Raw genomic sequence first — 24,489 nt, 5'->3', positions numbered from 1 at the left:
TCAAACCATGTCTAATAAGGTAATTGCTCACAGTTTTTTTAGTGATTTTGATATAGACCTCTTCAAAGGTGGAAAGCACTTCAAGCTATATGAAAAGTTTGGTGCCCATATCACAGAAGTCGATGGGGTTCAAGGGGTATACTTTGCCGTTTGGGCGCCTGCCGCTAAGGCAGTCTCTGTGATCGGAGATTTTAACTATTGGTTGGAAGGCGAGCATCCGCTGAATATTCGTTGGGATTCTTCTGGGATCTGGGAAGGCTTTATTCCCGGAGTTCAAAAAGGAGCGAAATACAAGTATAAGATCCACAGCAATCACAACGATATAAAGACTGAAAAGGCAGATCCTTTTGCTTTCAGAACAGAGCATCCACCCAAAACAGCTTCTATTGTTTGGGATGCTCCCTACAAATGGAAGGACAGCTCTTGGATCAAAGAAAGACCTAAGCACAATGCCTTGGATAAACCTTTTTCAGTTTACGAGGTACATCTAGGATCTTGGATGCGCAATACTGCCGAGGACCGACCGCTGACCTATATTGAATTGGCAACGGAACTGGTTGCCTATGTCAAAAAGATGCAGTTCACGCATGTGGAATTCATGCCGATCATGGAGTACCCCTATGATCCTTCATGGGGATACCAACTAACCGGTTACTTCTCACCTACTTCTCGTTTTGGAAAACCAGAAGACTTAAAATATTTGATCGACGCCCTGCATGCAGAAGGCATTGGTGTGATCTTGGACTGGGTACCTTCTCACTTTCCAGAAGACGCGCACGGTTTAGGACTCTTTGACGGAACTCATGTTTATGAGCATCCGGATCGTAAAAAGGGATACCACCCAGATTGGAAGAGTTTGATCTTTAACTATGGACGCAATGAAGTACGCGCCTTTTTGATCAGTAATGCTTTATTTTGGCTGGATCATTATCACGCAGATGGCCTGCGTGTAGACGCAGTAGCTTCAATGCTTTATTTAGACTACTCTCGTGAAGATGGTGAATGGGAACCCAACCAATTTGGCGGTCGTGAGAATTTAGACGCGATCTCATTCTTTAAAGAACTCAATGAAGCCGTTTACGGTGAATTTCCAGGAGTGCAGACCATAGCAGAAGAATCTACTAGCTTCCCGATGGTCTCTAAGCCTACTTTTTTAGGCGGACTTGGTTTTGGTATGAAGTGGATGATGGGTTGGATGCACGATACCTTGGAGTATTTTAAAAAGGAGCCGATCTATCGTCAACACCATCAAAACGACATCACCTTTAGTCTCACCTACGCCTTTACAGAAAACTTTATGCTGCCCTTAAGCCACGATGAAGTGGTTTACGGCAAGAAGTCCATCTTGGATCGTATGCCCGGAGATACGTGGCAACGCTTTGCAAACCTCCGTTTGCTCTACGGTTGTATGTTTACCCACCCGGGTTCAAAACTACTCTTTATGGGTGGCGAATTTGGCCAATGGGCAGAATGGGACTTTAGCAGCAGCTTGGACTGGCATCTTACTGAGCATGCCGATCATAAAAACATGCAGAATTACGTAGCAGCCCTAAACGGACTCTACAGAAAAGAAAAAGCTTTACACGAAAAGCAATTCAGTGCCGAAGGCTACGAGTGGATTGACTATACCGACAGTGAAAACTCGGTTATGGCCTACATTCGCAAAGGAAATGACCCTAAGGACGACCTAATTATTATTTGCAATATGACCCCTGTGGTGCGCGAGGATTATCGCATTGGTCTGCCAGAAGCTGGCGCCTATCGGGAGATCTTTAACTCAGATGACCCTAAATTTGGCGGTAGCGGCGTGATTAGCAAACAGCGCCCAAAAGCAGAGGAAATTCCATGGCATCATAGAGATTACTCCATGACCTTTACCTTACCTCCATTAGGCATTAAAGTGCTTAAACGCGTACAAAGTAAATCTTAACCCCACCAAAGACCTCATTAATAAATGATTACAAATACAGAACTCGAACGGAAAGGGAATCAATTCCCAGGACCGATAACCACCTTTAGTCAAAAGGCGGATACATTCAATATAGCTTCTAACAACGGCGTGCTGCTGCAAATCACTGTGATTCGCGACAGTATGTTTAGATTCCGTTATGCGACAGAAGGTAATTTTCCTCCTGATTTTAGCTACGCCCTTGATAAGAATGCTACCCACGGATACAATCATTTGGAGTATAAGGAAACTCCAGACACCTATATCATCAAGACGGCCAAGTTGGTCTTGCACATTGATCGTGTATCGCTTAAAAAGCGCATCTACGACATAGACGGAACTTTGATCAATGAAGACGAAGCCGGCTTCCACTGGGAGTTTAGTTACGAACACGGCTCGGACATTGTCAAAATGAGCAAGCAGGCGCAAAAAATGGAGAGTTATTACGGTTTGGGTGACAAACCGATGCACTTCAACCTCAAAGGCAAGCGCGTAGAGAATTGGGTAACTGATCAATATGCTTTTGGGAAAGATCAAGATCCTTTGTACAAGGCCATTCCTTTTTACGTCGGATTGCATTCCGACAAGGCCTACGGGATCTTTTTTGACAATACCTTTAGAACCTTCTTTGACTTCTGCCAAGAACGTCGTGACACCACCAGCTTTTGGGCACAAGGAGGTGAAATGAACTACTATTTTATTTACGGACCTGGAATTGATCGCGTAGTAAGTAGCTATACCGATCTTACCGGAAAGCCAGAGATGCCGCCACTATGGGCGCTTGGCTTCCACCAGAGTAAGTGGAGTTATTATCCAGAAAGCAATGTTCGCGAGGTAGCCAGCAAGTTCAGAGAACTGAGAATTCCTTGTGATGCCATTTATCTGGACATTGACTATATGGACGGATTCCGTTGTTTTACGTGGAATAACGACTATTTCCCAGATCCGAAGAAAATGATTGACGAACTGGAAGAAGATGGCTTTAAAACCGTAGCTATCATCGATCCAGGGATCAAGATTGACAAAGATTACGACATCTATAAAGAAGCCCTAGAAAAGGATTATTTCTGCAAACGCGCAGACGGACCTTTAATGAAAGGAAAGGTATGGCCGGGAGAGTGTAATTTCCCAGACTTCACCAATCCAAAAGTACGCGAATGGTGGGCAGATCTATACCATGAGCTTATTGGAGAAACTGGAGTTCACGGAGTTTGGAACGATATGAATGAACCGGCCGTTATGGAGGTTCCTACCAAAACCTTCCCGCTAGATGTTCGCCACGATTATGACGGGCATCCGTGTAGTCACCGCAAAGCACATAATATTTACGGGATGCAAATGGCGCGTGCCACCTATCACGGCGTTAAAAAGTATACCTATCCAAAGCGACCGTTCATCATTACACGCTCTGCATATTCTGGAGCGCAGCGATACTGCTCTTCTTGGACTGGAGATAACGTAGCGACTTGGGAACACCTTTGGGTAGCTAACCAACAGATCCAACGCATGTGTCTGTCTGGAATGTCCTTTATTGGAACTGACATCGGTGGATTTGCCGAGCAGCCTACAGGAGAACTCTTTAGCCGATGGGTACAGTTGGGTGTATTCCACCCCTTCTGTCGCGTTCACTCTTCTGGAGATCACGGAGATCAAGAGCCGTGGTCTTTTGATGAAGAAGTGACCAACATAGTGCGTGACTATGTGGAAATGCGCTACGAGCTACTTCCCTACCTGTATACCATGTTCTGGGAATACGCTCAGGATGGTATCCCAATGATCAAGCCTTTGGTTTATTTTGATCAAGAGGATCACCAGACCTTTTACCGAACGGATGAGTTCATTTTTGGAAACGACATTTTGGTGTGTCCTATCTTAGAGCCGAACGCACAAGGGCGCCGTATGTACATCCCGCGCGGACATTGGTACAACTACTGGAGTGATGAGGTTGTTGAAGGCGGAAAGGAGCTTTGGGTAGACGCTGACATCAACAAGATTCCACTCTTTGTAAGAAGTGGAGCCATGATTCCTAAATATCCTGTACAGCAATACGTTGGAGAGAAAAAGATCGAAACGCTGACCTTAGATGTTTACTTCAAAGAAGGAAAAGGAAAGGCCAAGGTCTATGAAGATGCTCAGGATGGCTACGACTACAAGAAAGGCCGCTTTAGTATGCGTTCTTTCAAGTTGACTGGAAAGTCCAATGAACTGATCATCCAACAACACAAGGAAGGCAAATACGTCACCGAATATGACACGATTACTTTAAAGTTCCACGGCTTGCCATTCAAGGTCACTGCTATTGAATTGGACAACCAATTGGATACAAGTATTAAGTTTAATGGAGAAGCCACTTTAGAGATCACTAAAGACTTTAGTGAGCTTCATTTGATCGGGGAATAATCACCCTAAAATTGAACTAAAAAAGGCCAAGGATATTTGATATCTTTGGCCTTATGTATATTCCAGCCCTTTTCAAAGAGACCGATCACGCTAAGATCACCGAGTTTTTAAAAAGCAATGCCTTTGGACTTTTGATCACTCAGCACGACGGAAAACCATTGGCTACGCACCTGCCTTTAGAATACTTAGAAAAAGACGGTAAAGCCTATCTGCAAGGGCATTTGGCTAAAAGGAATGTACAATGGGAGTCCTTTGATCAGCAGAACGAGGTTTTGGCAGTTTTTAATGGGCCTCACTCTTATGTTTCCGCTAGTTGGTACAGCATTGAAGAGGTCTCTACATGGAATTATGTAGCCGTGCACATTTACGGCAAGCTACGCACCATGGATCAAGAGGAGCTCATGCCTATGTTAGAAGGGCTTATGGCTAAATATGAAGCCGACGTAGATGCCCCCATTGATATGTCCAAACTATCTAAAAAGACCTTGAATCAGGTCTATGGAATTGTTGGGTTTGAAATTGAGATCACAGACGTCCAGGCCAAGTATAAGATGTCTCAGAATCGTTCTGAAAAGGATTATGAAAATATCATCGATCAACTAGAAGATGATCGCGGGACGCAATCCGCAGAAACCGCAAGAATGATGCGCAAGTTCAAACCAGACCTGGATGGGAATGCGTAACTAGCAAGAGGGATTCCCATATCTGAGGAATTTCTAACAACATTTTAACGACTACCCTACTGCTTTTTGAGGAAAAACCCTGTTGACCTTCAAGGGGTTATGCATTAAATTTACAGTCTTTGCACCAAACTGCAATCGACTTAAAAACAGTTGAGGTGAGAAAGAAAAAATTCTGCTACATGTTCAAAAAAACCCGATCGTTCTTGATCGGGTTTTTTATGCTTATTTATTATTGCGTCTCATTTGCCTTTGGATCTTGTTGATCGCTGTTTCTATAGATTTTTCAGGTTCTATCACGTTTCGGGCTCCCCAAAAATTAGGATCCGAAAAACCAGAGATCTCATCGGTGATCACCACCGATGGACGCAGTCGGTCCTTAGGCCTCACAATTTGATCGTTAGTGATCAGTTCCCAATTGGTAACCGCCATTTCACTGTTTAGCGTGTAAACCGAATTGAAGAGTTTTCTTTTCTTGTTGATCTTGAAGCTAAGATCTACACTACCGTAACCGTAAAACCAGCGACCGTCTTTCTCTCGATAATCCACTCTGTAGGACGCCCGAGTTGGTGTAACCACAATATCGTCTGGCTTTCTTTTTACAAACAATGCACTTGCCGCTTTTTTATCGGTAAGTAAAAGTTGGTACTCCGCACTGGTCAAAGCTAAAGTCTCCGTATCTATATAAAGCTCCCCGTAATACAAAGGGTCCAAAACAAAGTCCTTTTGCTTGAAACTCACCACATAGACAGGCCGGTCGTTTACCGCCGTGGAGCTTTCCAAGGAAAACTCATAAAGATCATAGGTATCCTCTGTGAAAATGTATTCCGGATACTTCATAATATCCAAATACAAAGTAGAGAACGGACCGCCTTGCAGCTTAAGTGCTACGGTGTCCAAACGGCGATAGTCTGTGCTTTTACGGGCCTTATCCAGCGCCACCACATCTTTAATGTTATTGGTGCTCGGCTGTTTATACAAGTCTACAACGGCTTCAGTGAGGGAAACATTTCTGTTGCGTCTTTTTATGGTCTCTCTGTAAAAGGCAGTCATTCTTGCAGTCTGGGGAAGCGTATTGTCTCCTCTTTTCCTAAAAACCGCGCGAACCAAGGCATTGGCATCTGCAAAACGCGTTACACTGATCTCACTGAGCTGAGAGATCTCAACAGTCAAATAGATCTTGTGTTTGCTTTTCGGGACCTCACTCAAGGAGGCTGTGTAAGTCTCAAACCCCAAAAGAGATACCTCCAAGGAGGCATTGAGATATTCGTTAGGAACTTTAAGTAAATAATCTCCTTCGGTATTACTCACAGTACTGATGTTAGTTCCCGTAACTAACAAGGTTGCAAAGACCACGGGGTCTTTACCGTCACTGTCTAAGATCTTTCCGCGAAATTCGGTGTACTCCGCAGCAGCGTCCTGAGCATTTAGTGTTGTTGCTGAGAATAAAAGAGTAGCTAGCAACAGCAGCATCAGTCCGCGGAAATTGCGCTTTGGAGTTTGTGGTTGGGCTCGCATTGGGCAAAGATTTTTCAAAAGGATTGTTTTCCTAATTTAAGAAATTATCCCCTTCCCTGCTTGATTTTTAACACTGTAGCCCGGCCTCTTTAGGGTTAAAGCCTCCATTGTAATCCTAGGCCCGCGTATTGATTGCGGTAGTTTCTAAAGGATCTGGCAGTAATATCTGTATAATTGGTACTACGGACTCTGGAATAGACCTCTGCCCTTATATAGAGACTTTCGTTGAGTTGCCAAGTCGCGTTGAAACTGAGATTGACATACTCGTATTTGATCTTCTCTCCTGTGAGCCCAGATGAATCACGAGCATCAAAAGTTTTATAATTTCGGGTATTAAAGGCAGTGCTCGCGTTCAACACAAGCTTATCTCCACTGTATCTCAAACCCAAACGAGGCCCAAATTGTGTAAAGCCAGACCGGTCAATCAATTGGTCTATCCTCTGATAATAATTAAAGGCAGGAGTGATTCTAAAAGCCTTGCTCAAACGGAGTTCTAAAAAGGCCGTGGCATCCAAATAATCCCAATCGCGCTCTCCATCGGGAATCTCATTGGTGGTGTTTAAAGTCTGATACAGTCGTTTTCGGGCGGCGAGCTCGATACCGATCTTCTGAAACCGCCGCCCTACTTTAAACCTCTGCTCGCTGGTAAAGCTGAGCTCATATTGATTATACTCCAGATCTCTAACCCCAAAAGCATCAAAATTTTTGTGTCGGAATCCTGCTAACAGTATCATTTTATTGTATCGAAACGGACGATACTGAACCCCTGTTTGTGCCTCGTATTGGGTAAACCCTAAGGGATTGATTAAAATATCTTGCGCTCCATCAAGTCCTTCTCTATCGTTGCGCTTGAATCTCGCAAAAGCCAAATAGTCCCAGCTTTTAGAGAGCTCCAATTCATAGGACAGGTTGAGTGAAAATCGCCAATAAGAGTCCTCAGGTTGTTCGTAAAAGAATCGGGCTTCCGGAGCAGCTACAAGACTAAAGGTGCTGTATCGACCTTCTGTCTTAAAATTGTAACGCAGGTCAATATCTTGATAGACACTGCTATTGATCAGGCTGTCTCGACCCAAAACTGTACCCTCAAAAAGAACTTCATCGGGACTCTTCAAATAATTGTATTCGTAGCCGCTAAGGGTAAGGACTCTGAATTTATGATTTTCTGTTTTCTGAGCTAGACCTAGACTGGTAAAGAGCAGAACAACTAATAGGATAAATCTGTTCATAAGGTGTTTAGTTTTGGTTGTGCGTTAATAGCCGCTTGTAGCCCCATTTTATTGACTAATTGAATTCCCAGTCCTGGTCTTACATTGACTTCCATTATTTGTGGGCCGAGGTGATGGTCAATGACAATATCAATCCCTAAATAGCCCAAGGGAAAGATCTTTGCCGTCGCCATGCTGAGCGCATAAAGGTCATCCCAATAAGGCACATCCATACCCTTGACACAGCGGCTGTTGTCTGGGTGGTTGTCGCTATACGTACAGCCATCATAGACTTGAGTGAGTTTTCCGGTGGTCATATCTACACCTATACCGACGCCTTTTTGATGCAGATTGGCTTTCCCATTGCTTTTGGAGGTTGGCATTCGGAGCATCGCCATTATGGGGACACCCTTTAAAGTGATCACCCTAAAATCAGGCACACCCTCTTTATAGATACTACCAAAAAATTCGTGAGGTACAATACAGGCTTCAATCAAGCAGCGGTCCTCAGAACGCATGGAGTACATACCGGTAATGATATTGGCGATATGGCGTTTGACATCAGCATCAGCAAACACTTTTCCAGAACCTTCCCACTGTCCTTGCTTTTTGCGTAGGATCAAGATGCCGTCTCCCCCACAGCCATTGGCAGGTTTTATAGCCAAGGCATTGTATTGTTGGCAATGTTGCCAGGATCTTTTGATCTCACTGTGCTTGTGAATCACGGCATAGGTCTCTGCACAGGCAATCCCGTGCTTATGCAAGATTTGCTTGCACTCTACCTTATCATCGGCCAATTTGTAATGCTTGCGCTGGTTGTTGGGATAGATCAAGGTTCTGTTGCGCTTGTTGATCCCCATGACACCATTGGGTTTAATAAATCTGAACATAGTGCCTATTTTAAAAGTGGATTGAAGCGAACGATTTCTACCAATCGGAATCCAATATATCGGCCTAAAAGAATTGCGATAACAATGATCAGCATTAGGAATTCTGGAAAGACCACCAACCATTCAAAGATCAGCTGTTGTTGAAACAGCAAATAACAACAACTTACTGCCAATAGGGTTTGAAATAGCATTCTTGAAGCGTCGGCCAAGCCATCTTCAACAATGAGATTACTGAATTTCTCTGCGGATAATGTCAAGATAATCGTTGGAAAAACTGTGAGTGAGCGCAACCAAGGAATATCAAAATAAAGACCCGCTGCCGTTCCGGCCAGCATAAAAACAACCATAAGGGTTAGGGAGATCACCAATTTAGGCGTGTGTAATAAACCCAAGCGCTGGAACGGTCTGGAAGCGAGTCCTACAAACAAGATCAGTCCCGTGAACAGTAGAATTCCAAGACCGAATCCTGTTTCAAATAAGGCATAGGCTATCAATACGGGCAAGAACACGCCAAAGGTCTTTAAGCCCACAACATTGCGTAAAAAGGCTACTAATAATCCGCCTAGGGGCAGCATCAAGATCAGATACAAGGCAGTTGTATTTAAGACTCCAGACTCTAAAAGTCTAAACAAGCCTAAAGGACTAAAACTGCTCAAGGTAGCTGTGGGATGCTCTAAGAATTTTAAAACTTCCACCTGCTTCATGCTGTAATTGTAATCAAAGGACATTCCTGGACTGTGGCTCAACATGGCTCGATCACCATGATGAATGGCCAAATAATTGGCAGGCAAATACCCAAAATGACCATTGAGGGTGTCAAAAGGGATCCACTGTCCGTCAATTTTTAGTTCAGTCCAAACGTGAGAGGTTCTTTTCTGCGCATTTTCTAAGATGAGCCCACCACTCAGTCTTGCCGGATAGCCCATGGCACGAGCCAAAGCCACAAACAATCGGCTCTTACCGTTACAAGAAGCATAATTTCTTGAAAGCGCTGTAAGTGCATCGGTCTTGGTAATAATTGGAGCCGATGGAATTTGCACCACCCGATCAAAAGCCGCAGTAATTCTCAAAAGATCACTGCTGTTTGCTTCGCTGATCTGATCTGCCAGAGCAATGATCTCTGGCGCATCAGTTTGAATCAAGGGAGTTGATACTAAGTATTGGGTCGCGGATTCAGTATCTGTTTTAAAGTTTTCAGGGATTTGGTGCTGATAAGCCTTTCCCTTAAAGACAAAACTGGTTTGTAGTTGTTTGTATTGAGTTTCTCCATGAGCGATCCATCTTAGACGCGTACCGTAAGCATCTTTTTTAGGAATAAGTGCTGTTGGGAAATTCAGACTGTCGATTTGCTGTCTGCTACTGTTTTGAGGCAGATACCAGTTTACTTGATCCTGCGAGTCAAAATCTTCTAAATAATAGTTGAAGGAAACACGATAGGTTTGATCTGCTGCAAAGCTCGGTTTAGATTGATTTATTGCTTTGTTCTTTTGAAAAACGGTAAACAGCAAGAGTCCTGAAATGGACAGTAGAACAAGACTGATAATTTGATTCTTTCGCATAGTGGTCGTTTATTGGATTAACAACCGGTTTGGAAAAAATCCTGAAAAAGAATCAAAACTTTTTTTGCTAGAAAACAAAAAACCCGGCCAATTGGCCGGGTTTCTATCTGTATATCAATGAATTACTTCACTTCTTCAAAATCTATCACGTGTCAAGCACGTGACAGGCTACTTGACTTCTTCGAAATCTACGTCTTCAACGTCAGATCCTTGGTCGTCTCCAGCGGCTGAGGCATCACCTGTCGGTGCTCCTTGCTGCTGAGCTTCCGCTTGGGCTTTATACATTTCCTCGCTGGCAACTTTCCAAGCTTCATTAAGCTTGTCTAGTGCAGGTTGGATGGTCTCAAGCTCCTTAGTTTCAAAAGCTTTCTTTAGATCTTCAAGAGCAGCTTGGATCGGCGCTTTCTTGTCTTCGCTGATCTTATCTCCGAATTCTTCCAATTGCTTTTCAGTTTGGAAGATCATCGCATCTGCTTCGTTGATCTTTTCTGCTTTTTCTTTAGCAGCTTTATCGGCTTCTGCATTGGCTTCTGCCTCTGCTTTCATCTTTTCGATCTCTTCTTCTGTAAGTCCAGAAGAGGCTTCAATACGGATGTCCTGAGATTTTCCAGTCGCCTTGTCTGCCGCAGTTACTTTGATGATACCGTTGGCATCAATATCAAAGGTCACCTCAATTTGAGGCATCCCGCGCGGTGCTGGTGGAATTCCGTCTAAGTGAAATCTTCCGATGGTCTTGTTATCTTTAGCCATTGGACGCTCTCCTTGAAGTACGTGGATCTCCACACTTGGCTGGTTGTCTGCAGCCGTAGAGAATACCTGTGACTTCTTAGTAGGAATAGTAGTATTCGCCTCGATCAGTTTGGTCATTACGCCTCCCATGGTCTCAATTCCAAGAGAAAGTGGTGTCACATCCAGAAGCAATACGTCTTTTACGTCTCCGGTCAATACTCCTCCTTGAATAGCAGCTCCTACAGCTACTACCTCGTCTGGGTTTACTCCTTTACTTGGTTCTTTTCCAAAGAAGTTCTTTACAGCTTCCTGTACTGCAGGAATACGTGTAGAACCTCCTACTAGGATTACCTCGTCGATATCAGAAGTTGAAAGTCCTGCATTCTTAAGCGCAGTCTGACAAGGCTCAATAGTTCTTTTTACTAGATCGTCGATCAATTGCTCAAACTTTGCACGGCTCAAAGTGCGTACCAAGTGCTTAGGTCCGCTAGCAGTTGCAGTGATGTAAGGCAAGTTGATCTCTGTCTGAGAAGAAGATGACAATTCGATCTTCGCCTTCTCAGCAGCTTCTTTTAAACGTTGCAAAGCCATTGGGTCTTGTCTAAGATCCATGTTCTCATCGGCTTTGAACTCATCGGCCAACCAATTGATGATCTTGGTGTCCACATCGTCACCACCAAGGTGAGTATCACCATCAGTAGCCAATACTTCAAATACGCCATCTCCAAGCTCCAAGATAGAAACGTCATGCGTTCCACCTCCAAAGTCAAAGACTACGATCTTTTGGTCTGAGGTCTTTTTGTCCAAACCGTAAGCCAAAGCAGCTGCGGTTGGTTCGTTGATAATTCTGCGAACGGTCAATCCTGCGATCTCACCAGCTTCTTTTGTCGCTTGACGTTGAGAGTCGTTAAAGTAGGCAGGTACGGTAATAACTGCTTCCGAAACGGAAGTACCTAAGTAGTCTTCTGCAGTTTTCTTCATTTTCTGAAGTACCATGGCAGAAAGCTCTTGTGGCGTGTAAAGGCGACCGTCAATATCCACACGTGGCGTGTCGTTGTCTCCTTTTACTACTGTATAGGCAGCGCGATCAGCTTCTTGCTGAGACTCGCTGTATTTGTTCCCCATAAAACGCTTGATAGAAGCTACGGTCTTGGTTGGGTTGGTTACTGCCTGACGTTTTGCAGGGTCACCCACCTTGATCTCACCGCCTTCTACAAAAGCAATTACGGATGGTGTTGTTCTTTTTCCTTCGGCATTCGGAATCACCGTAGGCTCGCTTCCTTCCATAACGGCGACACACGAGTTGGTGGTTCCTAAGTCGATTCCAATAATTTTACTCATAATTATATGCTATAGGTGTAATGATTCAAATTTAAACTCACTCCCCTATAGTCAATCATTATGCCAGCTCTATAATTATGACAGGCTGTCAGTCTAACTGTACAGCCTGTCATTGTTGTCTTGCTTAGGATGTTAAATAGGCATGTATGGCACTAAAGTCCTGGCGCGTTCTACCGGCTTCTGCCGCCCCTTCAAATTGGGCCTTAACCGTTTCTGCCACAGCCAATCTTTTCCCTGCGGAACTATAAGCCTGAGTAGCCAAGCGCAGATCCTTCAACATATGCTCTAAAGGAAAATGTGTTGGATAGGTATTATTGCTGATGTTATCTGTCTTTAAGGCTGTAAATGGAGCGGTCACAGGTAGCTTAGGAAGCGTTTTTAATAAGAATTCTGGATCGATGTTCAATGCCGTTCCTAATTGGATGGCCTCACTAAAGATGACCATAGACTGTCCCAAAAGCATATTGACCACCATTTTAAAAGAGGACCCATGCCCTACAGTATCAAAGGGAATCACTTTTTGTCCCATCTGTAAAAGTAAGGACTCAAAAGGCGCTATTCCTTCAGCAGTGGTTCCCACAAAAAAACTCAATACGGCAGCTTCTGCTTGCGGTTTGGACCCTGCCACGGGGGCATCAATAAAAGCAACTCCACTTTTTTGCGCTGCCGCTGCAGATAACCTACTAAATTCAGGATCAACGGTAGAACAGTCTATCCAGGTGGAACCGGATTTCATATGCTTTAAAATTCCAGATTCGCTCAAAAAAGTTTGTTCAACCGCAGACGGATCTGCAAGCATACTGATCACCAGATCTGCCTCTGCCACTGCTTCTTTTGCGCTTTGAGCTACTGTCGCCCCCAAGGCTTTTAAAGGCTCCGCCTTTTCTAGAGAACGATTATATACCGTTAAGGCGGTTCCGTTTTTCAACAAATTGGTAGCCATAGCTTGGCCCATAATTCCCAGGCCTATAAATGTAATTTTCATGTTCAATGGATTTAATTAAGGCAAATTTCCAGGATCGTCTCCGCAGAAAAAATGAACCAGTTCAAGAAAACAAGAATTAAACGGATTTGCGAATCTTACTGAGAAACTCAGCGCTCATGCCCAAATAGGAAGCCAAGGCGTATTGGGGAACTCGCTCCACAATTTCTGGATAACGCTCTTTAAAGACCAAATAGCGTTCTGTAGCACTATCTCGCAGGTTTGAAAGCATTCTGTTTTGAGCAAAGGCGAAGGCCTTCTGGGCTGTCATTTTAAAATACCTATCAAAGATCGGGTGCTCTAAACACAGGGCTTCTGTGGCTTCATATTCCAATCGTAAAACGGTGGTTGGCGTAATGGCCTCCACGTAAAGTGATCCCGGCGCTTGATTGAGATAACTGTTAAAATCAGAGATGAACCAATCTTCTATGGCGAATTGAATGGTTTGCTCGCTACCGTCTGCAGCAATAAAAAAGGAGCGCAAACAGCCAGAGACCACATAGCTTTGATGCCTACAGATCATACCCGGTTCCAGCAGAAACTCCCTTTTATTCAAGGCCTTCCTTGTGAGGATTGCCTTGAAGGCTTGTTGCTGTGTATCATCGAGTTTTACGTATCGATTAATATTTGCGAGTATTCCAGAAGTTTCCACTCATTAAAAGTAATGGCTTCTGGACAAAAACACTAAATTTAGTCCCTAAAATACCACCGTGGAAAGCATCTCCGTTTTCGATATGCTCAAGATAGGCGTTGGCCCATCGAGCTCGCATACCTTAGGCCCTTGGCGGGCCGCTAACCGTTGGATCAAGATCGCCAAGAAGCGCGGTCATTTTAAACAGATCGATCAGGTTACCGTGAATCTTTACGGCTCTTTGTCTTTGACCGGAAGAGGTCATGCCACGGACATTGCGGTGCTTTTAGGGCTCTGCGGATTTGATCCGGTGACATTCCCAACCGATCAGATCGATACTGAGATTGCTTTGATCCGTGAGAACAAAACCCTAGCACTCAATGGAGAGCGACCCATTGATTTTGATCTGAAAAAACAGATCGTATTCAATAGGGAGTTTTTACCCTTCCACCCCAACGGTATTGAGTTTATCGGTTTACTCAAAACCGGAAAGTTTTTTAAGAAGACCTTTTACAGTATTGGCGGTGGATTTGTGGTGGAAGAGTCCAGAAAACGCGCTGCTGCTAAGAAAGAGGCCTTTAGCCAGTTTCCCTATCCCATTCAAAAAGCCACAGAATTGCTTCAGTATTGTAACGATCTGAACATGAAGGTCTCTGAGGTAGTTTACCAAAACGAACTTTCCTTGCGCTCGGAAGCGCAGATAAATGCCGACTTTGAGGCTGTATGGCAGGTGATGCTGGAAAGCATGTACACGGGTTGCCATACCGAAGGGATCTTGCCAGGCGGACTCAAGGTGCGCCGTCGTGCTTTTGACACCCACAAAAAACTCATCAGAAATACCCAATACACCAATCCACAGGAATGGATCTCTTGTATTCGCGATGGAGAAGTTAAGTTTAGAGAGATCCTGAAATGGGTAAGCTGTTTCGCCTTAGCAGTAAATGAGGTGAATGCCTCACTAGGACGCGTTGTTACTGCGCCAACTAATGGAAGTGCTGGTGTGATCCCAGCCGTATTAATGTATTATATGGTCATTGAGAATCACGACGCCAATTTTGACGATGTGAAGCAGTTCCTATTAGTTGCTGGAGAAATTGGCAGTCTGTTTAAAAAGGGCGCTACCATCTCTGCAGCTATGGGTGGATGTCAGGCTGAAATTGGCGTGTCTTCTGCTATGGCTGCTGGAGCCTTAACCGAACTCATGGGCGGAACCCCGGAACAAGTCTTGATGGCTAGTGAAATAGCCATGGAACACCACTTAGGCTTAACCTGCGATCCTATCGCTGGTTTGGTGCAAATTCCTTGTATTGAGCGCAATGCCATGGGAGCCATTAAGGCCATTAATGCTTCTGAATTGGCTCTGGACAGTGACCCGAAGAACGCCAAAGTTCCTCTGGATAAGTGTATCCATACCATGTGGCAAACGGCCAATGACATGAACAATAAATACAAAGAGACCAGTGAAGGTGGATTGGCTATAAACGTGGCCCTGTCTGACTGTTAATCTGTATCACAATCTCCTTTTCTGCGCGAATCGATTAAGTGATGGATCTTCCAGCCGTCTTGGGTTTGTACCAAGGTGAAGGAATTGGCACCGCAATGCATGAACTGTCCATTGACATAAAAACGGTAGGGTGTCCAGACATTGGCGAGGTCGCCATCAATTTGGACCTCATAAGAAAGTATTTCTTCTTTCCATACTTGCTCAGGCGGCCTGTTGGCAATGCCTTCCAGTAAACGATCTACACTCCCGCGTGCCAATCGCTTCTCGCCATTGGGCGTGGTATAAGCTGTATTGAGATCGACGTCTTTCAGTAAGACCGATTTCATCATCGTAGTATCTCCCTTGTGGAATCCCTCAAAGAAGGTTTCAATAATTGCCCGTGCATCATCCTCAGTAAACTCTTGAGCCGTTGCATTTAAGCAGAAGCAACAAGCCAGTATAAAAAGAAATTTCTTTGTCATGGTGTATTCAGTTAGCCGACCAGAAATACTGCTGGTCCTGTTTCCTGTTAAAATTAGTACTTTTATCCCCTAAAACCTTATTAAATGTCAACGGCCAAGAAAGAATACAAAAGAATCACCACCAAAACGCTGGTGGATATGAAACATAATGGGGAGAAGATTTCTATGCTTACCGCTTATGATTACACCATGGCGCGCATAGTTGATGGCGCAGGCATTGATGTCATTCTTGTGGGTGATTCTGCATCCAACGTAATGGCCGGACATGAAACCACCTTGCCCATTACCCTAGACCAAATGATCTATCACGCTTCTTCAGTGATTCGTGGTATCAATAGAAGTTTAGTGGTTGTTGACCTTCCGTTTGGAACCTATCAAAGTGATCCCAAGGAAGCCTTGCGCTCGGCGATCCGCATCATGAAAGAAAGTGGCGGACATGCTGTGAAGCTTGAAGGCGGACGTGAGATCAAAGATTCTATAAAACGTATTCTCAATGCGGGAATCCCAGTTATGGGCCATTTAGGGCTAACCCCTCAATCCATTTACAAATTTGGAACTTACACGGTACGTGCTAAGGATAAGGATGAAGCTGAAAAGCTTAAAGAAGACGCCTTGATGTTGGAAAGGATCGGTTGCTTTGCCATTGTTCTGGAAAAAGTGCCGGCTTCTCTCGCTGCAGAAGTGGCTAAAAGCGTGCAAATACCTATCATCGGTATTGGTGCTGGCCCTGGTTGTGATGGACAGGTTTTGGTTACCCATGATATGTTGGGAATGACCTACGAATTCAACCCGCGTTTTTTACGTCGCTATTTGGATCTCTATTCTGAGATGACAGGCGCCTTTGAGAAATATATAGCCGATGTAAAGTCTGGTGATTTCCCAAATGAAGACGAGCAATACTAAGCGGCAATAATGCGATCCACCCCGGAGAACATTGACATCATTTACGAGGACAATCACCTATTGGTTGTCAACAAACGCGCAGGAGATCTTGTACAAGGAGATCAAACTGGAGACCTGCCCTTGGTTGAAATTGCCAAAGAGTATATCGCTCGTAAATACAACAAACCCGGAAAGGTGTTTTTAGGTGTTGTGCACCGCCTAGACCGCCCAACAAGCGGTGTTGTAGTTTTTGCGAGAACCTCTAAAGCACTCAGCAGACTCAATGCCATGTTTCAAAATAGGGAGCCCCAAAAGACCTATTGGGCTGTTGTAGAGCAGGCTCCGGAAAGAGAGCAAGCAACCCTAACCCATCATATGGTCCGCAATCCGAAGCAAAATAAGTCCTACGCACACACCAAAGAAGTTCCTCAAAGCAAAAAAGCTGTTTTGACTTACAGGGTCTTAGCACGCCTGGAACGTTATACTGCTTTAGAAGTAGAATTGCACACTGGGAGACATCACCAGATAAGATCACAACTCGCCGCTATAGGCAGCGTGATCAAAGGAGATCTCAAATACGGCGCAAAGCGTTCCAATACAGACGGAAGCATTCACCTACACGCCCATCGATTGGAGCTATTACATCCCGTTAAAAAGGAACCCATGAGTTTTGTGGCCGTACCCAATACTCGAGATGCCGTTTGGGCTGCAGTTATTGGATCCGGTACAGATCGTGCTTAAGGGCATAAATCACTAAGCCTACGCGATTTTTGATCTGCAAACGCGAAAAGAGCTCGTGGCGGTAGCCATCAATAGTTTTTGGACTCAGGTTCATTTTTTCTGCAATCTCCTTATAGGTCATCTCCGTGCAAGCTAAACTGATGAAGATCCGTTCGTTTTCCTTTAAACGGTGTTCTGGTTTTTCTTGTGTGGGATTCAATGACTGCAACAAGGTAGCTGCGACTTTCTCTGAATGGTAATACCCTTTATTAATAACCTCTAGGAGGGCTTCCCTGAGTTTATCGGGATGGATATCTTTGAGCAAATAACCGTTTGCTCCGCAACGAAGCATGCGTAAAATGGTCTCTTCATCGTCATCCATAGATAAGGCCAGAACCTTGATGTCTTTGCGATAAGAACTGAGCCAATTAGCCGTTTCAAAACCGTCCATTACAGGCATATTGATGTCTAATAAGACCACGTCCGGTTGCGTTTTGGCCAGTTTTAACTTTTGTTGAAAATCAGCGCCATTCTTGGCGTGGAAGAGCACATTAAACTCTCCGAAAGATTCCAAGAGTTTTTCTAGAGAACCGGCAAACAAGAGGTGGTCATCTACAATTACGATATTGTGTTTAGTCTTGGCGGTCATAATCTTTAAAGGGGTATTCGAGGGTTAAACTAACGCCTTTGCCCTGTTGTGAGTTCAGGGTCAATTCGGCATTTATCAATGCGGCACGACTTTTCATATTCAAAAGGCCGTTGCTCGCACGTACATCGGATGCGTCAAATCCGATTCCGTCATCTTGGGCATTAACCAGCAAACGCGCTGATTCAAAATTTAAATGTACTAATAAGTTATCTGCCTTGGCATGCTTGATCACATTGCTGAAGAATTCCTGTAGAATCCTGTAAATGATGATCTCATCCTTAGCATTGATACAACACTCCTCCCCGTCAATATTAAGGGTAGCGTTGATGAAGTTCATTCTGTTAAATCGCTGCATTTCGCGCTTTATGGAATTGACCAGTCCGTCATTTAAGATCACTTCCTTATTCAAAGAACGGGATAAATTGCGAATCTCGCGCAGACTCTCGCCCACGATGCCCTTGGTCTCTTCCAATTGTGGACGATCTTCCTCGTCTAACTTAGATTCCAACATATTGAGCTGAATGTTAGCTACAGAAAGCAATTGCCCAACATTATCGTGTAATTCCCAAGCTATGTTCTTAAAGGTCTGTTCTTGAATCTCCAATCTAGAATTCGCCAATTCTTGTTCAAATTTTTGCTCAGCCTCTAGATTCTCGAGTACCAGCTTATTCTTTCTGTGGATGAACACAGAGAAAAACCGTATAGCTACCACCACGATTATAAGCAGAACCGCGGCAACGTAAATAATCAAATAAATTTGTTGGTCTGGGGTTTGCATAAGATAAATCCTAAGGTAAAGGTGCCGTACATGATCACATTAGCTACGGCAAGTGTATATAGGTAAAACTGATTGAAGGCATCTCCGCTTTCAAATTGATAATAATAGCGACCATAAATAAACAAAGGCGTAATGCACAAATAGTAGATCAATAATCCTACGGAAATGTAAAAGGTTAAGGAAGTACTGAATCTCAATATATTATCGCTCTTGAGCAGTTCAAAATAATAGATCAAAATACAGATCAACAAAAAGATAGATCCTACAATGTAGGTGTAGTTAGAAATCCCTACAAACATGATATCTGTAAAGATCAAATTGGCAATGGCAGAAATCACATAGGCAACAACACCCCATTTGATAAGTGTTGCCAGAAAACCTCGCTTTAGTCGAGATCTAAAGAAGGCAGCAAAGAATCCAAAAGTAACAATCAATTGAGGATTGTGTATCCAAAGGTTATCAGCAAAGGGAGTGGCTTTTAATGCTGCAAAAAAACCGACTTCCCTGTCAACCAATATTGGTATGGTGTAGGCGATGATCTCCGTGAAGGCAACAAAAAATAGAACGTACACCACATACTTGGTGTACGTTCCTACCTGGTGTCTTTTAATATGGTATAAGCCCGCAAAAGCTGCGATGAGCTCTAAACAAATTACTAAGACTACAACAAAATTCATTAATAGTTCTTTGGAGGGAACCCTGCTGTGATGGTATTATACGGCTCAATGTCATAATTATTGTCTGCATGTTTATCATCTGACATTGTAGCACTTAGAAAGACCGTTGCATAATCTGAACTCATATTATTGTACGCCGCAAAATAAAGGCGTACTCCAGGGTTTGTTACCCCTTGTTTGGTGGATTCAGCTTTAACATAGTCTAAAAACTCTTCTAATTCAGCAATATTGAAAACCACTTCACGGGTGTCTTGCTGCCCTCCTCTCGCCTGAGTAATGGCAGGTTCTCGGGTGCTAACCCAGTTATTCTGAAGTTGTTTCGCTTGCTGTACTGAAATACATTTGGCAGGTTTGGCCATAGTTCATTCTTTTAATTGTTATAACACATTAAAGGTCATAAAATCCCTCTCGTAAATCAAAGAATAGGGCGAAAAAAAGGAAAAATCCCCTCAGACAATATCCTACCAGACCTATAGGGCTTACAAAAAGAACAGGGTTTATCCCCTTGTCTCTTCAAGATTTTGCCCCTATTTTTAAAGAAAAATCTACCATGAGAACCCTCAGATACCGCTCACAGGGAGATGACGTACACTTTTTAGAAGAAATTTTGGTAGCGCTAGGATTTCGTGTAAAGATCTCCGAATATTTTGGTCTTGATACGCAAAAGGCCGTAATGGATTTTCAACGGGATAACAATCTTGTTGTTGACGGGATCGTCGGTCCAAAGACCTGGTCCGTACTAATAGCCGCACAACAACATTTTACGCGCTTCAATGACAAATTCTTATCAGAACAGGACCTTATTGATTTTGCCTCTAAATACAATTTAGAACTGCCTGTAGTGAAAGCGGTTAATGAGGTGGAGAGCAGTGGAAAAGGGTTTTTGATAGACGGAAGGCCTCGTATACTTTTTGAGGGGCATATCTTCTGGAAACAATTGGCTAAACGTGATCTTAACCCAGAAGATTTTGTGACAGACTTTACAGCAAACATCCTGTATAAGTCATGGACAAAGAACTTCTACGAAGGTGGGGAGCAGGAATACGATAGACTGGAGAAAGCAGCCGGAATGAGTGATGTTGATGCCGTCCACGACGCTGCCTACTGTTCGGCTTCGTATGGCGCGTTCCAAATCATGGGGTTTCATTATGAGCTTTTAGGGTATCCCAGTGTTGATGCCTACGTAGCCCATATGTACACTCATGAAAAAGCCCATTTAGAGTCCTTTGGGATCTTCTGTGAAAAGAACAATTTGATTCGTCATTTGAAAAGTCGTGCTTGGGCGGACTTTGCGCGTGCCTATAACGGACCGGGCTTTGCCGAAAACAAATACGACACTAAATTAGAAGCCGCTTACCAAAAGTATAAAACGCTCTAAAGGCTTTGATTCACGAACTTGAGCTTAGTTCCCGGCAACTGTTGCGCTAAGATACTTATGGTTTCCGGTAAGAGTTGTAGGATCCTTGCGTAACCGCCTGTGGTCTGCGCATCACGCATCAGGACGATCAATTCTCCTCCTGGAGTTAGTTGTACGGTGCCCGCTTGTACTGGCCCGGTGAGAATTCCTGCCAATTGCAGCCCTTGAATCGGATCAAAGCGATACCCCATTCTGCTATTATTTCTTCCCAATGTATGCGATGAATTCCAAAGGAGTTCTTGTTGTTCTTTGGACAGTAATTCAAATTCTGGTCCCAAAAGGATTGGAAGTTCAGTTACTTTAAACATTTCCTCTAAGCTTCTCAAGCGCGACCTCGAAGCAACTTGCGGCAGATCTTGCTGGTGAAAATAAAGTTGTTGTCCTTTTTCGATACGTGATCTTTGGGTTATCCCGGGATAATAGCAAGTGCTACCCAGAACAGTTTCAGTGTCAAAGCCTCCCATAATGGCGATATAGCCAAAATTGCTCGCAGTGGCGGTAGATACTTGCAAACGATCCCCTGGGTTTATGTAGTGCGCTTGATACAACTCTTTAGATTCCCCATTGATGCGCAGTTCAAAGTGTAAACCCGTCACGGCGATGATCGCTTCTTTAGAAAAAAGTAATTCTGGCCCTTTCTGGTAAAATTCAAGAATAGTTGCATCATGAGGGTTTCTGACCAATTCTCTAGCTAAACCTGCATTGTAATGGTCCATGGGGCCACTCCATGGAACCCCAAAGCTTCTATATCCAAAGCGTCCAGCGTCCTGTAGACTTGATTGAAATCCAGCGTGTTGCACCTCGATCATTGAATCTCTTTTTTGGTTAGCTGATAGATCCCTGAAGCCACCTGCTTTTCAATGTCCAGGTATTCCTTATAAGAAACAGCCACAAAGCGCAGCAGTTGCCCTGCGTTAAAAGGACTTGGACGTTGACTGTTCAATGGGTTGAAAATGGGCACGGGGCATCGGCCAATTAAATTCCATCCTCCAGGGCTTTCCTGCGGATAAATCCCGGTCTGAGAACCCGCTATTCCAACAGAACCGGCAGGAACGCGCGTTCTTGGAACCGCCAAACGGGCTTGATGTAAAGCCGAATTCAATCCACCTAAATAGATAAAGCCCGGCAAGAATCCACAGAAATAAATGTGATAATCCACACCGCTGTGTAAATCTATCAGCGCTTCTAAGCTTATTTGCTTGGATTCCAAAAAAGAATCCAAATCTAATGCGAGTTTTGAGTTATAACATACCGGTAATTCCCAGCAGACAGTCGGTTTTAACGCTATAACCTCATTGAGGCTCAAGGTTTCTTCTAACTGTTTTTTTAATGCTGAAGGCGATTGGGCAGGTTTCAGGTGAAGGGCAATGGCATTGTAACTGATTACCGTCTCTGCTATTTGATCGGAAAAAAGTTTCACCAATTTGCGATACGCCAAAAGTTCGGCATGAATATCCGGGCTGATGACAGCCGGCCATTCGATCAATAAAGTGTGTTTGCCGAAAGGGCGGATTCGGATATCACTCATGACGCCAATATTAGATTGTGAGCATCAAATTGACGGTGAATATGGCGCAATAAATCAAGAGCTCCTGGAGTATCACCATGCACGCAGTAGGTATCAGCTTGTATTGATAGCGTCTCGTCTTCCCAAGTATTCAATGAGCTAGTAAAGATCATTGATCTAAGTTGTAGCCATGCTTGTGCGGGGTCTTCTACTACGGCTCCTTTGAGTTTTCTAGAAACCAAAGAGCCATCATTGTGGTAGCGTCGATCTACAAAAGCCTCAGACACAGTACTGAATTGGCCCTTTGCGATATTATGAAGTACTCCGTTGGGAAGGGTATAAATGGGAACTTTTAACGCCAAACGTTCCAATGCATTTAAAAATGCCTGCGCGACCTTCATATCACGGGCAGCTTGATTGTACAATGCGCCGTGAGGTTTGATATGATGCATTGGAATGTCCAATTGCTTACAACAGTCGATAAAAAGTGTGAGTTGATCACAAATCGAATCGGTTAGCGCTTCTGGGCTAATCTCTAAAACAACACGACCGAAATTAGCTTTATCTGGATATCCCGGATGCGCCCCAACCCTGACTTTGTGATTTTTGGCACGTTCAAGGGTTGTTAATATGGTATCTCGATCCCCGTAATGACCACCACAAGCTACATTACAGCTGCTGATCAAAGGCATGAGCTGTGGTTCAGTAGAGACTCCTTCGCCTACGTCAGCATTGAGGTCAATGGTTCGTTTTAGCCCATCCATGACAACAAAAGTTTGTAAAGCGTACGACCGCTGAGTAACAGGCAGACACCAATTATGGCAATACCTAAAAGGTTTTGTAGTGTTGAATTGACGAACTTGCCCAAGAGTCCGCTGCGGTTGACTGCCCACAGTAAAAAGATCGCGATCAATGGCAAGACAATTCCGTTGGCCACTTGAGCAAATTGAATGATGGCAATCGGGCTGCTGCCCGTCAATGCAAAGAATACCCCGATAAACAAAACAGCCATCCAAACCGCACGGAAACGCTTGTCTTTCAAGGATGCATTCCATCCAAAGCAACCGCGTGCCACATAGGCGGCCGCTAAAGGAGCTGTGATGGCAGAGGTAATACCCGCTGCAAAGAGCGCTATGGCAATGAAGTATTTGGCAAAACCACCCAATAAGGGTTCTAAGCCTTTGCCTAAATCTGCCGCAGAGTTCACCGCCATGCCTTGCAGCGCAGCTCCGCAGACTAAAATAGCCATAGAGACCAATCCGCCTACACCTACCGCGATCACCGTATCACGGCGGACCCACTTTAGGTCATTTGACTGAGACCATTTCTCGCTGACCAAAGCGGCATGTAGAAATAAATTATAAGGTACCACCGTAGTCCCTATAAGCGCGATTATGGTAAAAAGACTATCTCCAGGACTAGAAGGAATAAAAAGTCCTTTTAACAGTGGAATTAAGTCCGGAGCAGTCAATACTGCAGTGATCAAAAAACACAGGCTCATCACCAAGACCAAGCCCATTAAAACGCGTTCCAATATTTTGTAACGCCCAATATACAAAAGGAAGAATGCGACAACCCCTATAAGCAGTACCAGACTCTCCAACTTATAACCCAACAATGAAAATTGAGTATTGGGTATCAATTCCCGTAAGCCCAAAACACCACCGCTTATGTTTCCTGCTTCATAGGCGCTGTTGCCTATTATAATAGCTGAAAACACCAAAAACAGTGCAGTATTTCTCAGAGTTTTGTTCGCGATCTGCGCCCGCAGGGCAGCGGCTAACCCATTACCGGTAATCAATCCCAAACGAGCAGCCATCTCTTGCAAGATGATCGTCGCGATCATGGAGAGCAGCAGCGCCCACAATAGATTCATCCCAAAATTGACCCCAGCAAGGGTACAAACCGTAACAGTTCCCGGGCCTATAAAAGCTGCAGCAATTAGTGTAGCTGGGCCAATTTTTTTATACCAAGGTGTGCGCATCGCACTAAAGGTAAAAAATAAAAAAGG

The 24,489-nt window shown here is 44.1% G+C and carries 23 protein-coding genes; 7 read left to right on the top strand and 16 right to left on the bottom strand.

What is annotated here, in order from left to right; translation table 11 throughout:
• The first annotated feature begins 7 nt into the window (after positions 1–7).
• From glgB to POW22_RS08850, 3 genes are read left to right on the top strand one after another with little or no spacing between them, the layout of a single operon-like run.
• Positions 8–1,930 (top strand): 1,4-alpha-glucan branching protein GlgB, encoded by a 1,923-nt coding sequence (glgB, locus tag POW22_RS08860; protein WP_272832298.1) that lies wholly within the window; start codon positions 8–10, stop codon positions 1,928–1,930.
• Between the two features lie 24 nt (positions 1,931–1,954).
• Complete coding sequence (locus POW22_RS08855) at positions 1,955–4,348, top strand: glycoside hydrolase family 31 protein (RefSeq protein ID WP_272832297.1); 2,394 nt, start codon at positions 1,955–1,957, stop codon at positions 4,346–4,348.
• 53 nt (positions 4,349–4,401) lie between these two features.
• Positions 4,402–5,031, top strand: a complete 630-nt coding sequence (locus tag POW22_RS08850) for an FMN-binding negative transcriptional regulator (RefSeq protein ID WP_272832296.1) — start codon at positions 4,402–4,404, stop codon at positions 5,029–5,031.
• A gap of 222 nt (positions 5,032–5,253) precedes the next feature.
• Here the strand turns inward: POW22_RS08850 and POW22_RS08845 are convergent, their stop codons facing one another.
• The 7 genes from POW22_RS08845 to POW22_RS08815 form a co-directional block, all read right to left on the bottom strand.
• Positions 5,254–6,546, bottom strand: coding sequence for a carboxypeptidase-like regulatory domain-containing protein (locus tag POW22_RS08845; RefSeq protein WP_272832295.1), 1,293 nt, complete (start codon positions 6,544–6,546; stop codon positions 5,254–5,256).
• A 95-nt stretch (positions 6,547–6,641) separates the two neighbouring features.
• Positions 6,642–7,772 (bottom strand): TonB-dependent receptor, encoded by a 1,131-nt coding sequence (locus POW22_RS08840; RefSeq protein ID WP_272832294.1) that lies wholly within the window; start codon positions 7,770–7,772, stop codon positions 6,642–6,644.
• Positions 7,769–8,641, bottom strand: coding sequence for a sugar-transfer associated ATP-grasp domain-containing protein (locus POW22_RS08835; protein ID WP_272832293.1), 873 nt, complete (start codon positions 8,639–8,641; stop codon positions 7,769–7,771). Before POW22_RS08835 ends, POW22_RS08840 begins: the two co-directional genes overlap by 4 nt.
• Before the next feature lie 5 nt (positions 8,642–8,646).
• Complete coding sequence (locus POW22_RS08830; protein ID WP_272832292.1) at positions 8,647–10,200, bottom strand: 7TM domain-containing protein; 1,554 nt, start codon at positions 10,198–10,200, stop codon at positions 8,647–8,649.
• Positions 10,201–10,368: 168 nt separating this feature from the next.
• On the bottom strand, positions 10,369–12,270 hold the full coding sequence (dnaK, locus tag POW22_RS08825) for a molecular chaperone DnaK (RefSeq protein ID WP_272832291.1): 1,902 nt from the start codon (positions 12,268–12,270) through the stop codon (positions 10,369–10,371).
• A gap of 124 nt (positions 12,271–12,394) precedes the next feature.
• A complete protein-coding gene (locus POW22_RS08820; RefSeq protein WP_272832289.1) occupies positions 12,395–13,255 on the bottom strand; it encodes an NAD(P)-dependent oxidoreductase in 861 nt (286 codons plus the stop codon).
• 76 nt (positions 13,256–13,331) lie between these two features.
• Complete coding sequence (locus tag POW22_RS08815; RefSeq protein WP_272832288.1) at positions 13,332–13,904, bottom strand: Crp/Fnr family transcriptional regulator; 573 nt, start codon at positions 13,902–13,904, stop codon at positions 13,332–13,334.
• 58 nt (positions 13,905–13,962) lie between these two features.
• On the opposite strand from POW22_RS08815, the gene POW22_RS08810 reads away from it, so the two are divergent.
• On the top strand, positions 13,963–15,387 hold the full coding sequence (locus POW22_RS08810; RefSeq protein ID WP_272832287.1) for an L-serine ammonia-lyase: 1,425 nt from the start codon (positions 13,963–13,965) through the stop codon (positions 15,385–15,387).
• On the opposite strand, the gene POW22_RS08805 is transcribed toward POW22_RS08810, so the two are convergent.
• Entirely contained in the window at positions 15,384–15,848 is a 465-nt protein-coding gene (locus tag POW22_RS08805) for a nuclear transport factor 2 family protein (protein ID WP_272832286.1), read from the bottom strand. The two genes, POW22_RS08810 and POW22_RS08805, sit on opposite strands and share 4 nt — an antisense overlap.
• Positions 15,849–15,932: 84 nt before the next feature.
• Here POW22_RS08805 and panB point away from each other — a divergent pair, with 84 nt between their 5' ends.
• Both panB and POW22_RS08795 read left to right on the top strand, forming a co-directional pair.
• Complete coding sequence (panB, locus tag POW22_RS08800; protein WP_272832284.1) at positions 15,933–16,751, top strand: 3-methyl-2-oxobutanoate hydroxymethyltransferase; 819 nt, start codon at positions 15,933–15,935, stop codon at positions 16,749–16,751.
• 9 nt (positions 16,752–16,760) lie between these two features.
• Positions 16,761–17,471 carry an RluA family pseudouridine synthase gene (locus POW22_RS08795; protein WP_272832282.1) on the top strand — a complete coding sequence of 237 codons (711 nt, stop codon included), beginning with the start codon at positions 16,761–16,763 and terminating at the stop codon, positions 17,469–17,471.
• On the opposite strand, the gene POW22_RS08790 is transcribed toward POW22_RS08795, so the two are convergent.
• The 4 genes from POW22_RS08790 to POW22_RS08775 are packed head-to-tail and all read right to left on the bottom strand — an operon-like array spanning position 17,443 to position 19,913.
• Positions 17,443–18,099, bottom strand: coding sequence for a response regulator transcription factor (locus POW22_RS08790; protein WP_272832281.1), 657 nt, complete (start codon positions 18,097–18,099; stop codon positions 17,443–17,445). The two genes, POW22_RS08795 and POW22_RS08790, sit on opposite strands and share 29 nt — an antisense overlap.
• On the bottom strand, positions 18,083–18,877 hold the full coding sequence (locus tag POW22_RS08785) for a sensor histidine kinase (protein WP_272832280.1): 795 nt from the start codon (positions 18,875–18,877) through the stop codon (positions 18,083–18,085). The genes POW22_RS08790 and POW22_RS08785 overlap by 17 nt, the downstream gene beginning before the upstream one ends.
• Positions 18,847–19,554 (bottom strand): hypothetical protein, encoded by a 708-nt coding sequence (locus POW22_RS08780; RefSeq protein ID WP_272832279.1) that lies wholly within the window; start codon positions 19,552–19,554, stop codon positions 18,847–18,849. The genes POW22_RS08785 and POW22_RS08780 overlap by 31 nt, the downstream gene beginning before the upstream one ends.
• Entirely contained in the window at positions 19,554–19,913 is a 360-nt protein-coding gene (locus tag POW22_RS08775) for a hypothetical protein (RefSeq protein ID WP_272832278.1), read from the bottom strand. Before POW22_RS08775 ends, POW22_RS08780 begins: the two co-directional genes overlap by 1 nt.
• A 191-nt stretch (positions 19,914–20,104) precedes the next feature.
• Here POW22_RS08775 and POW22_RS08770 point away from each other — a divergent pair, with 191 nt between their 5' ends.
• Positions 20,105–20,932, top strand: a complete 828-nt coding sequence (locus tag POW22_RS08770; protein WP_272832277.1) for an N-acetylmuramidase family protein — start codon at positions 20,105–20,107, stop codon at positions 20,930–20,932.
• On the opposite strand, the gene POW22_RS08765 is transcribed toward POW22_RS08770, so the two are convergent.
• The 4 genes from POW22_RS08765 to POW22_RS08750 are packed head-to-tail and all read right to left on the bottom strand — an operon-like array spanning position 20,929 to position 24,462.
• Complete coding sequence (locus POW22_RS08765; RefSeq protein WP_272832276.1) at positions 20,929–21,780, bottom strand: 5-oxoprolinase subunit C family protein; 852 nt, start codon at positions 21,778–21,780, stop codon at positions 20,929–20,931. The two genes, POW22_RS08770 and POW22_RS08765, sit on opposite strands and share 4 nt — an antisense overlap.
• Positions 21,777–22,499: a 5-oxoprolinase subunit B family protein gene (locus POW22_RS08760; RefSeq protein WP_272832275.1), complete on the bottom strand. Its 723-nt coding sequence runs from the start codon at positions 22,497–22,499 to the stop codon at positions 21,777–21,779. Before POW22_RS08760 ends, POW22_RS08765 begins: the two co-directional genes overlap by 4 nt.
• Positions 22,496–23,242 (bottom strand): LamB/YcsF family protein, encoded by a 747-nt coding sequence (locus POW22_RS08755; protein ID WP_272832274.1) that lies wholly within the window; start codon positions 23,240–23,242, stop codon positions 22,496–22,498. Before POW22_RS08755 ends, POW22_RS08760 begins: the two co-directional genes overlap by 4 nt.
• Entirely contained in the window at positions 23,230–24,462 is a 1,233-nt protein-coding gene (locus POW22_RS08750) for an Nramp family divalent metal transporter (RefSeq protein ID WP_272832273.1), read from the bottom strand. Before POW22_RS08750 ends, POW22_RS08755 begins: the two co-directional genes overlap by 13 nt.
• Positions 24,463–24,489 lie beyond the last annotated feature (27 nt).

The organism is Gilvibacter sediminis (genome assembly GCF_028561565.1).
Taxonomy (GTDB): domain Bacteria; phylum Bacteroidota; class Bacteroidia; order Flavobacteriales; family Flavobacteriaceae; genus Gilvibacter; species Gilvibacter sediminis.
Note: the sequence above shows the minus strand (reverse complement) of the source record. Positions and strands in the feature narration are given on the sequence as shown.

Bases quoted from the DNA above. Each gene is read 5' to 3' on its own strand.
- POW22_RS08830 (WP_272832292.1), bottom strand. From the start codon at position 10,200: ATGCGAAAGAATCAAATTATCAGTCTTGTTCTACTGTCCATTTCAGGA.
- POW22_RS08820 (WP_272832289.1), bottom strand. From the start codon at position 13,255: ATGAAAATTACATTTATAGGCCTGGGAATTATGGGCCAAGCTATGGCT.
- POW22_RS08770 (WP_272832277.1), top strand. From the start codon at position 20,105: ATGAGAACCCTCAGATACCGCTCACAGGGAGATGACGTACACTTTTTA.
- POW22_RS08790 (WP_272832281.1), bottom strand. From the start codon at position 18,099: ATGACCGCCAAGACTAAACACAATATCGTAATTGTAGATGACCACCTC.
- glgB (WP_272832298.1), top strand. From the start codon at position 8: ATGTCTAATAAGGTAATTGCTCACAGTTTTTTTAGTGATTTTGATATA.
- POW22_RS08750 (WP_272832273.1), bottom strand. From the start codon at position 24,462: ATGCGCACACCTTGGTATAAAAAAATTGGCCCAGCTACACTAATTGCT.
- POW22_RS08755 (WP_272832274.1), bottom strand. From the start codon at position 23,242: ATGGATGGGCTAAAACGAACCATTGACCTCAATGCTGACGTAGGCGAA.
- panB (WP_272832284.1), top strand. From the start codon at position 15,933: ATGTCAACGGCCAAGAAAGAATACAAAAGAATCACCACCAAAACGCTG.
- POW22_RS08835 (WP_272832293.1), bottom strand. From the start codon at position 8,641: ATGTTCAGATTTATTAAACCCAATGGTGTCATGGGGATCAACAAGCGC.
- POW22_RS08765 (WP_272832276.1), bottom strand. From the start codon at position 21,780: ATGATCGAGGTGCAACACGCTGGATTTCAATCAAGTCTACAGGACGCT.
- POW22_RS08795 (WP_272832282.1), top strand. From the start codon at position 16,761: ATGCGATCCACCCCGGAGAACATTGACATCATTTACGAGGACAATCAC.
- POW22_RS08760 (WP_272832275.1), bottom strand. From the start codon at position 22,499: ATGAGTGATATCCGAATCCGCCCTTTCGGCAAACACACTTTATTGATC.
- POW22_RS08845 (WP_272832295.1), bottom strand. From the start codon at position 6,546: ATGCGAGCCCAACCACAAACTCCAAAGCGCAATTTCCGCGGACTGATG.
- POW22_RS08850 (WP_272832296.1), top strand. From the start codon at position 4,402: ATGTATATTCCAGCCCTTTTCAAAGAGACCGATCACGCTAAGATCACC.
- dnaK (WP_272832291.1), bottom strand. From the start codon at position 12,270: ATGAGTAAAATTATTGGAATCGACTTAGGAACCACCAACTCGTGTGTC.
- POW22_RS08785 (WP_272832280.1), bottom strand. From the start codon at position 18,877: ATGCAAACCCCAGACCAACAAATTTATTTGATTATTTACGTTGCCGCG.
- POW22_RS08775 (WP_272832278.1), bottom strand. From the start codon at position 19,913: ATGGCCAAACCTGCCAAATGTATTTCAGTACAGCAAGCGAAACAACTT.
- POW22_RS08780 (WP_272832279.1), bottom strand. From the start codon at position 19,554: ATGAATTTTGTTGTAGTCTTAGTAATTTGTTTAGAGCTCATCGCAGCT.
- POW22_RS08840 (WP_272832294.1), bottom strand. From the start codon at position 7,772: ATGAACAGATTTATCCTATTAGTTGTTCTGCTCTTTACCAGTCTAGGT.
- POW22_RS08805 (WP_272832286.1), bottom strand. From the start codon at position 15,848: ATGACAAAGAAATTTCTTTTTATACTGGCTTGTTGCTTCTGCTTAAAT.
- POW22_RS08855 (WP_272832297.1), top strand. From the start codon at position 1,955: ATGATTACAAATACAGAACTCGAACGGAAAGGGAATCAATTCCCAGGA.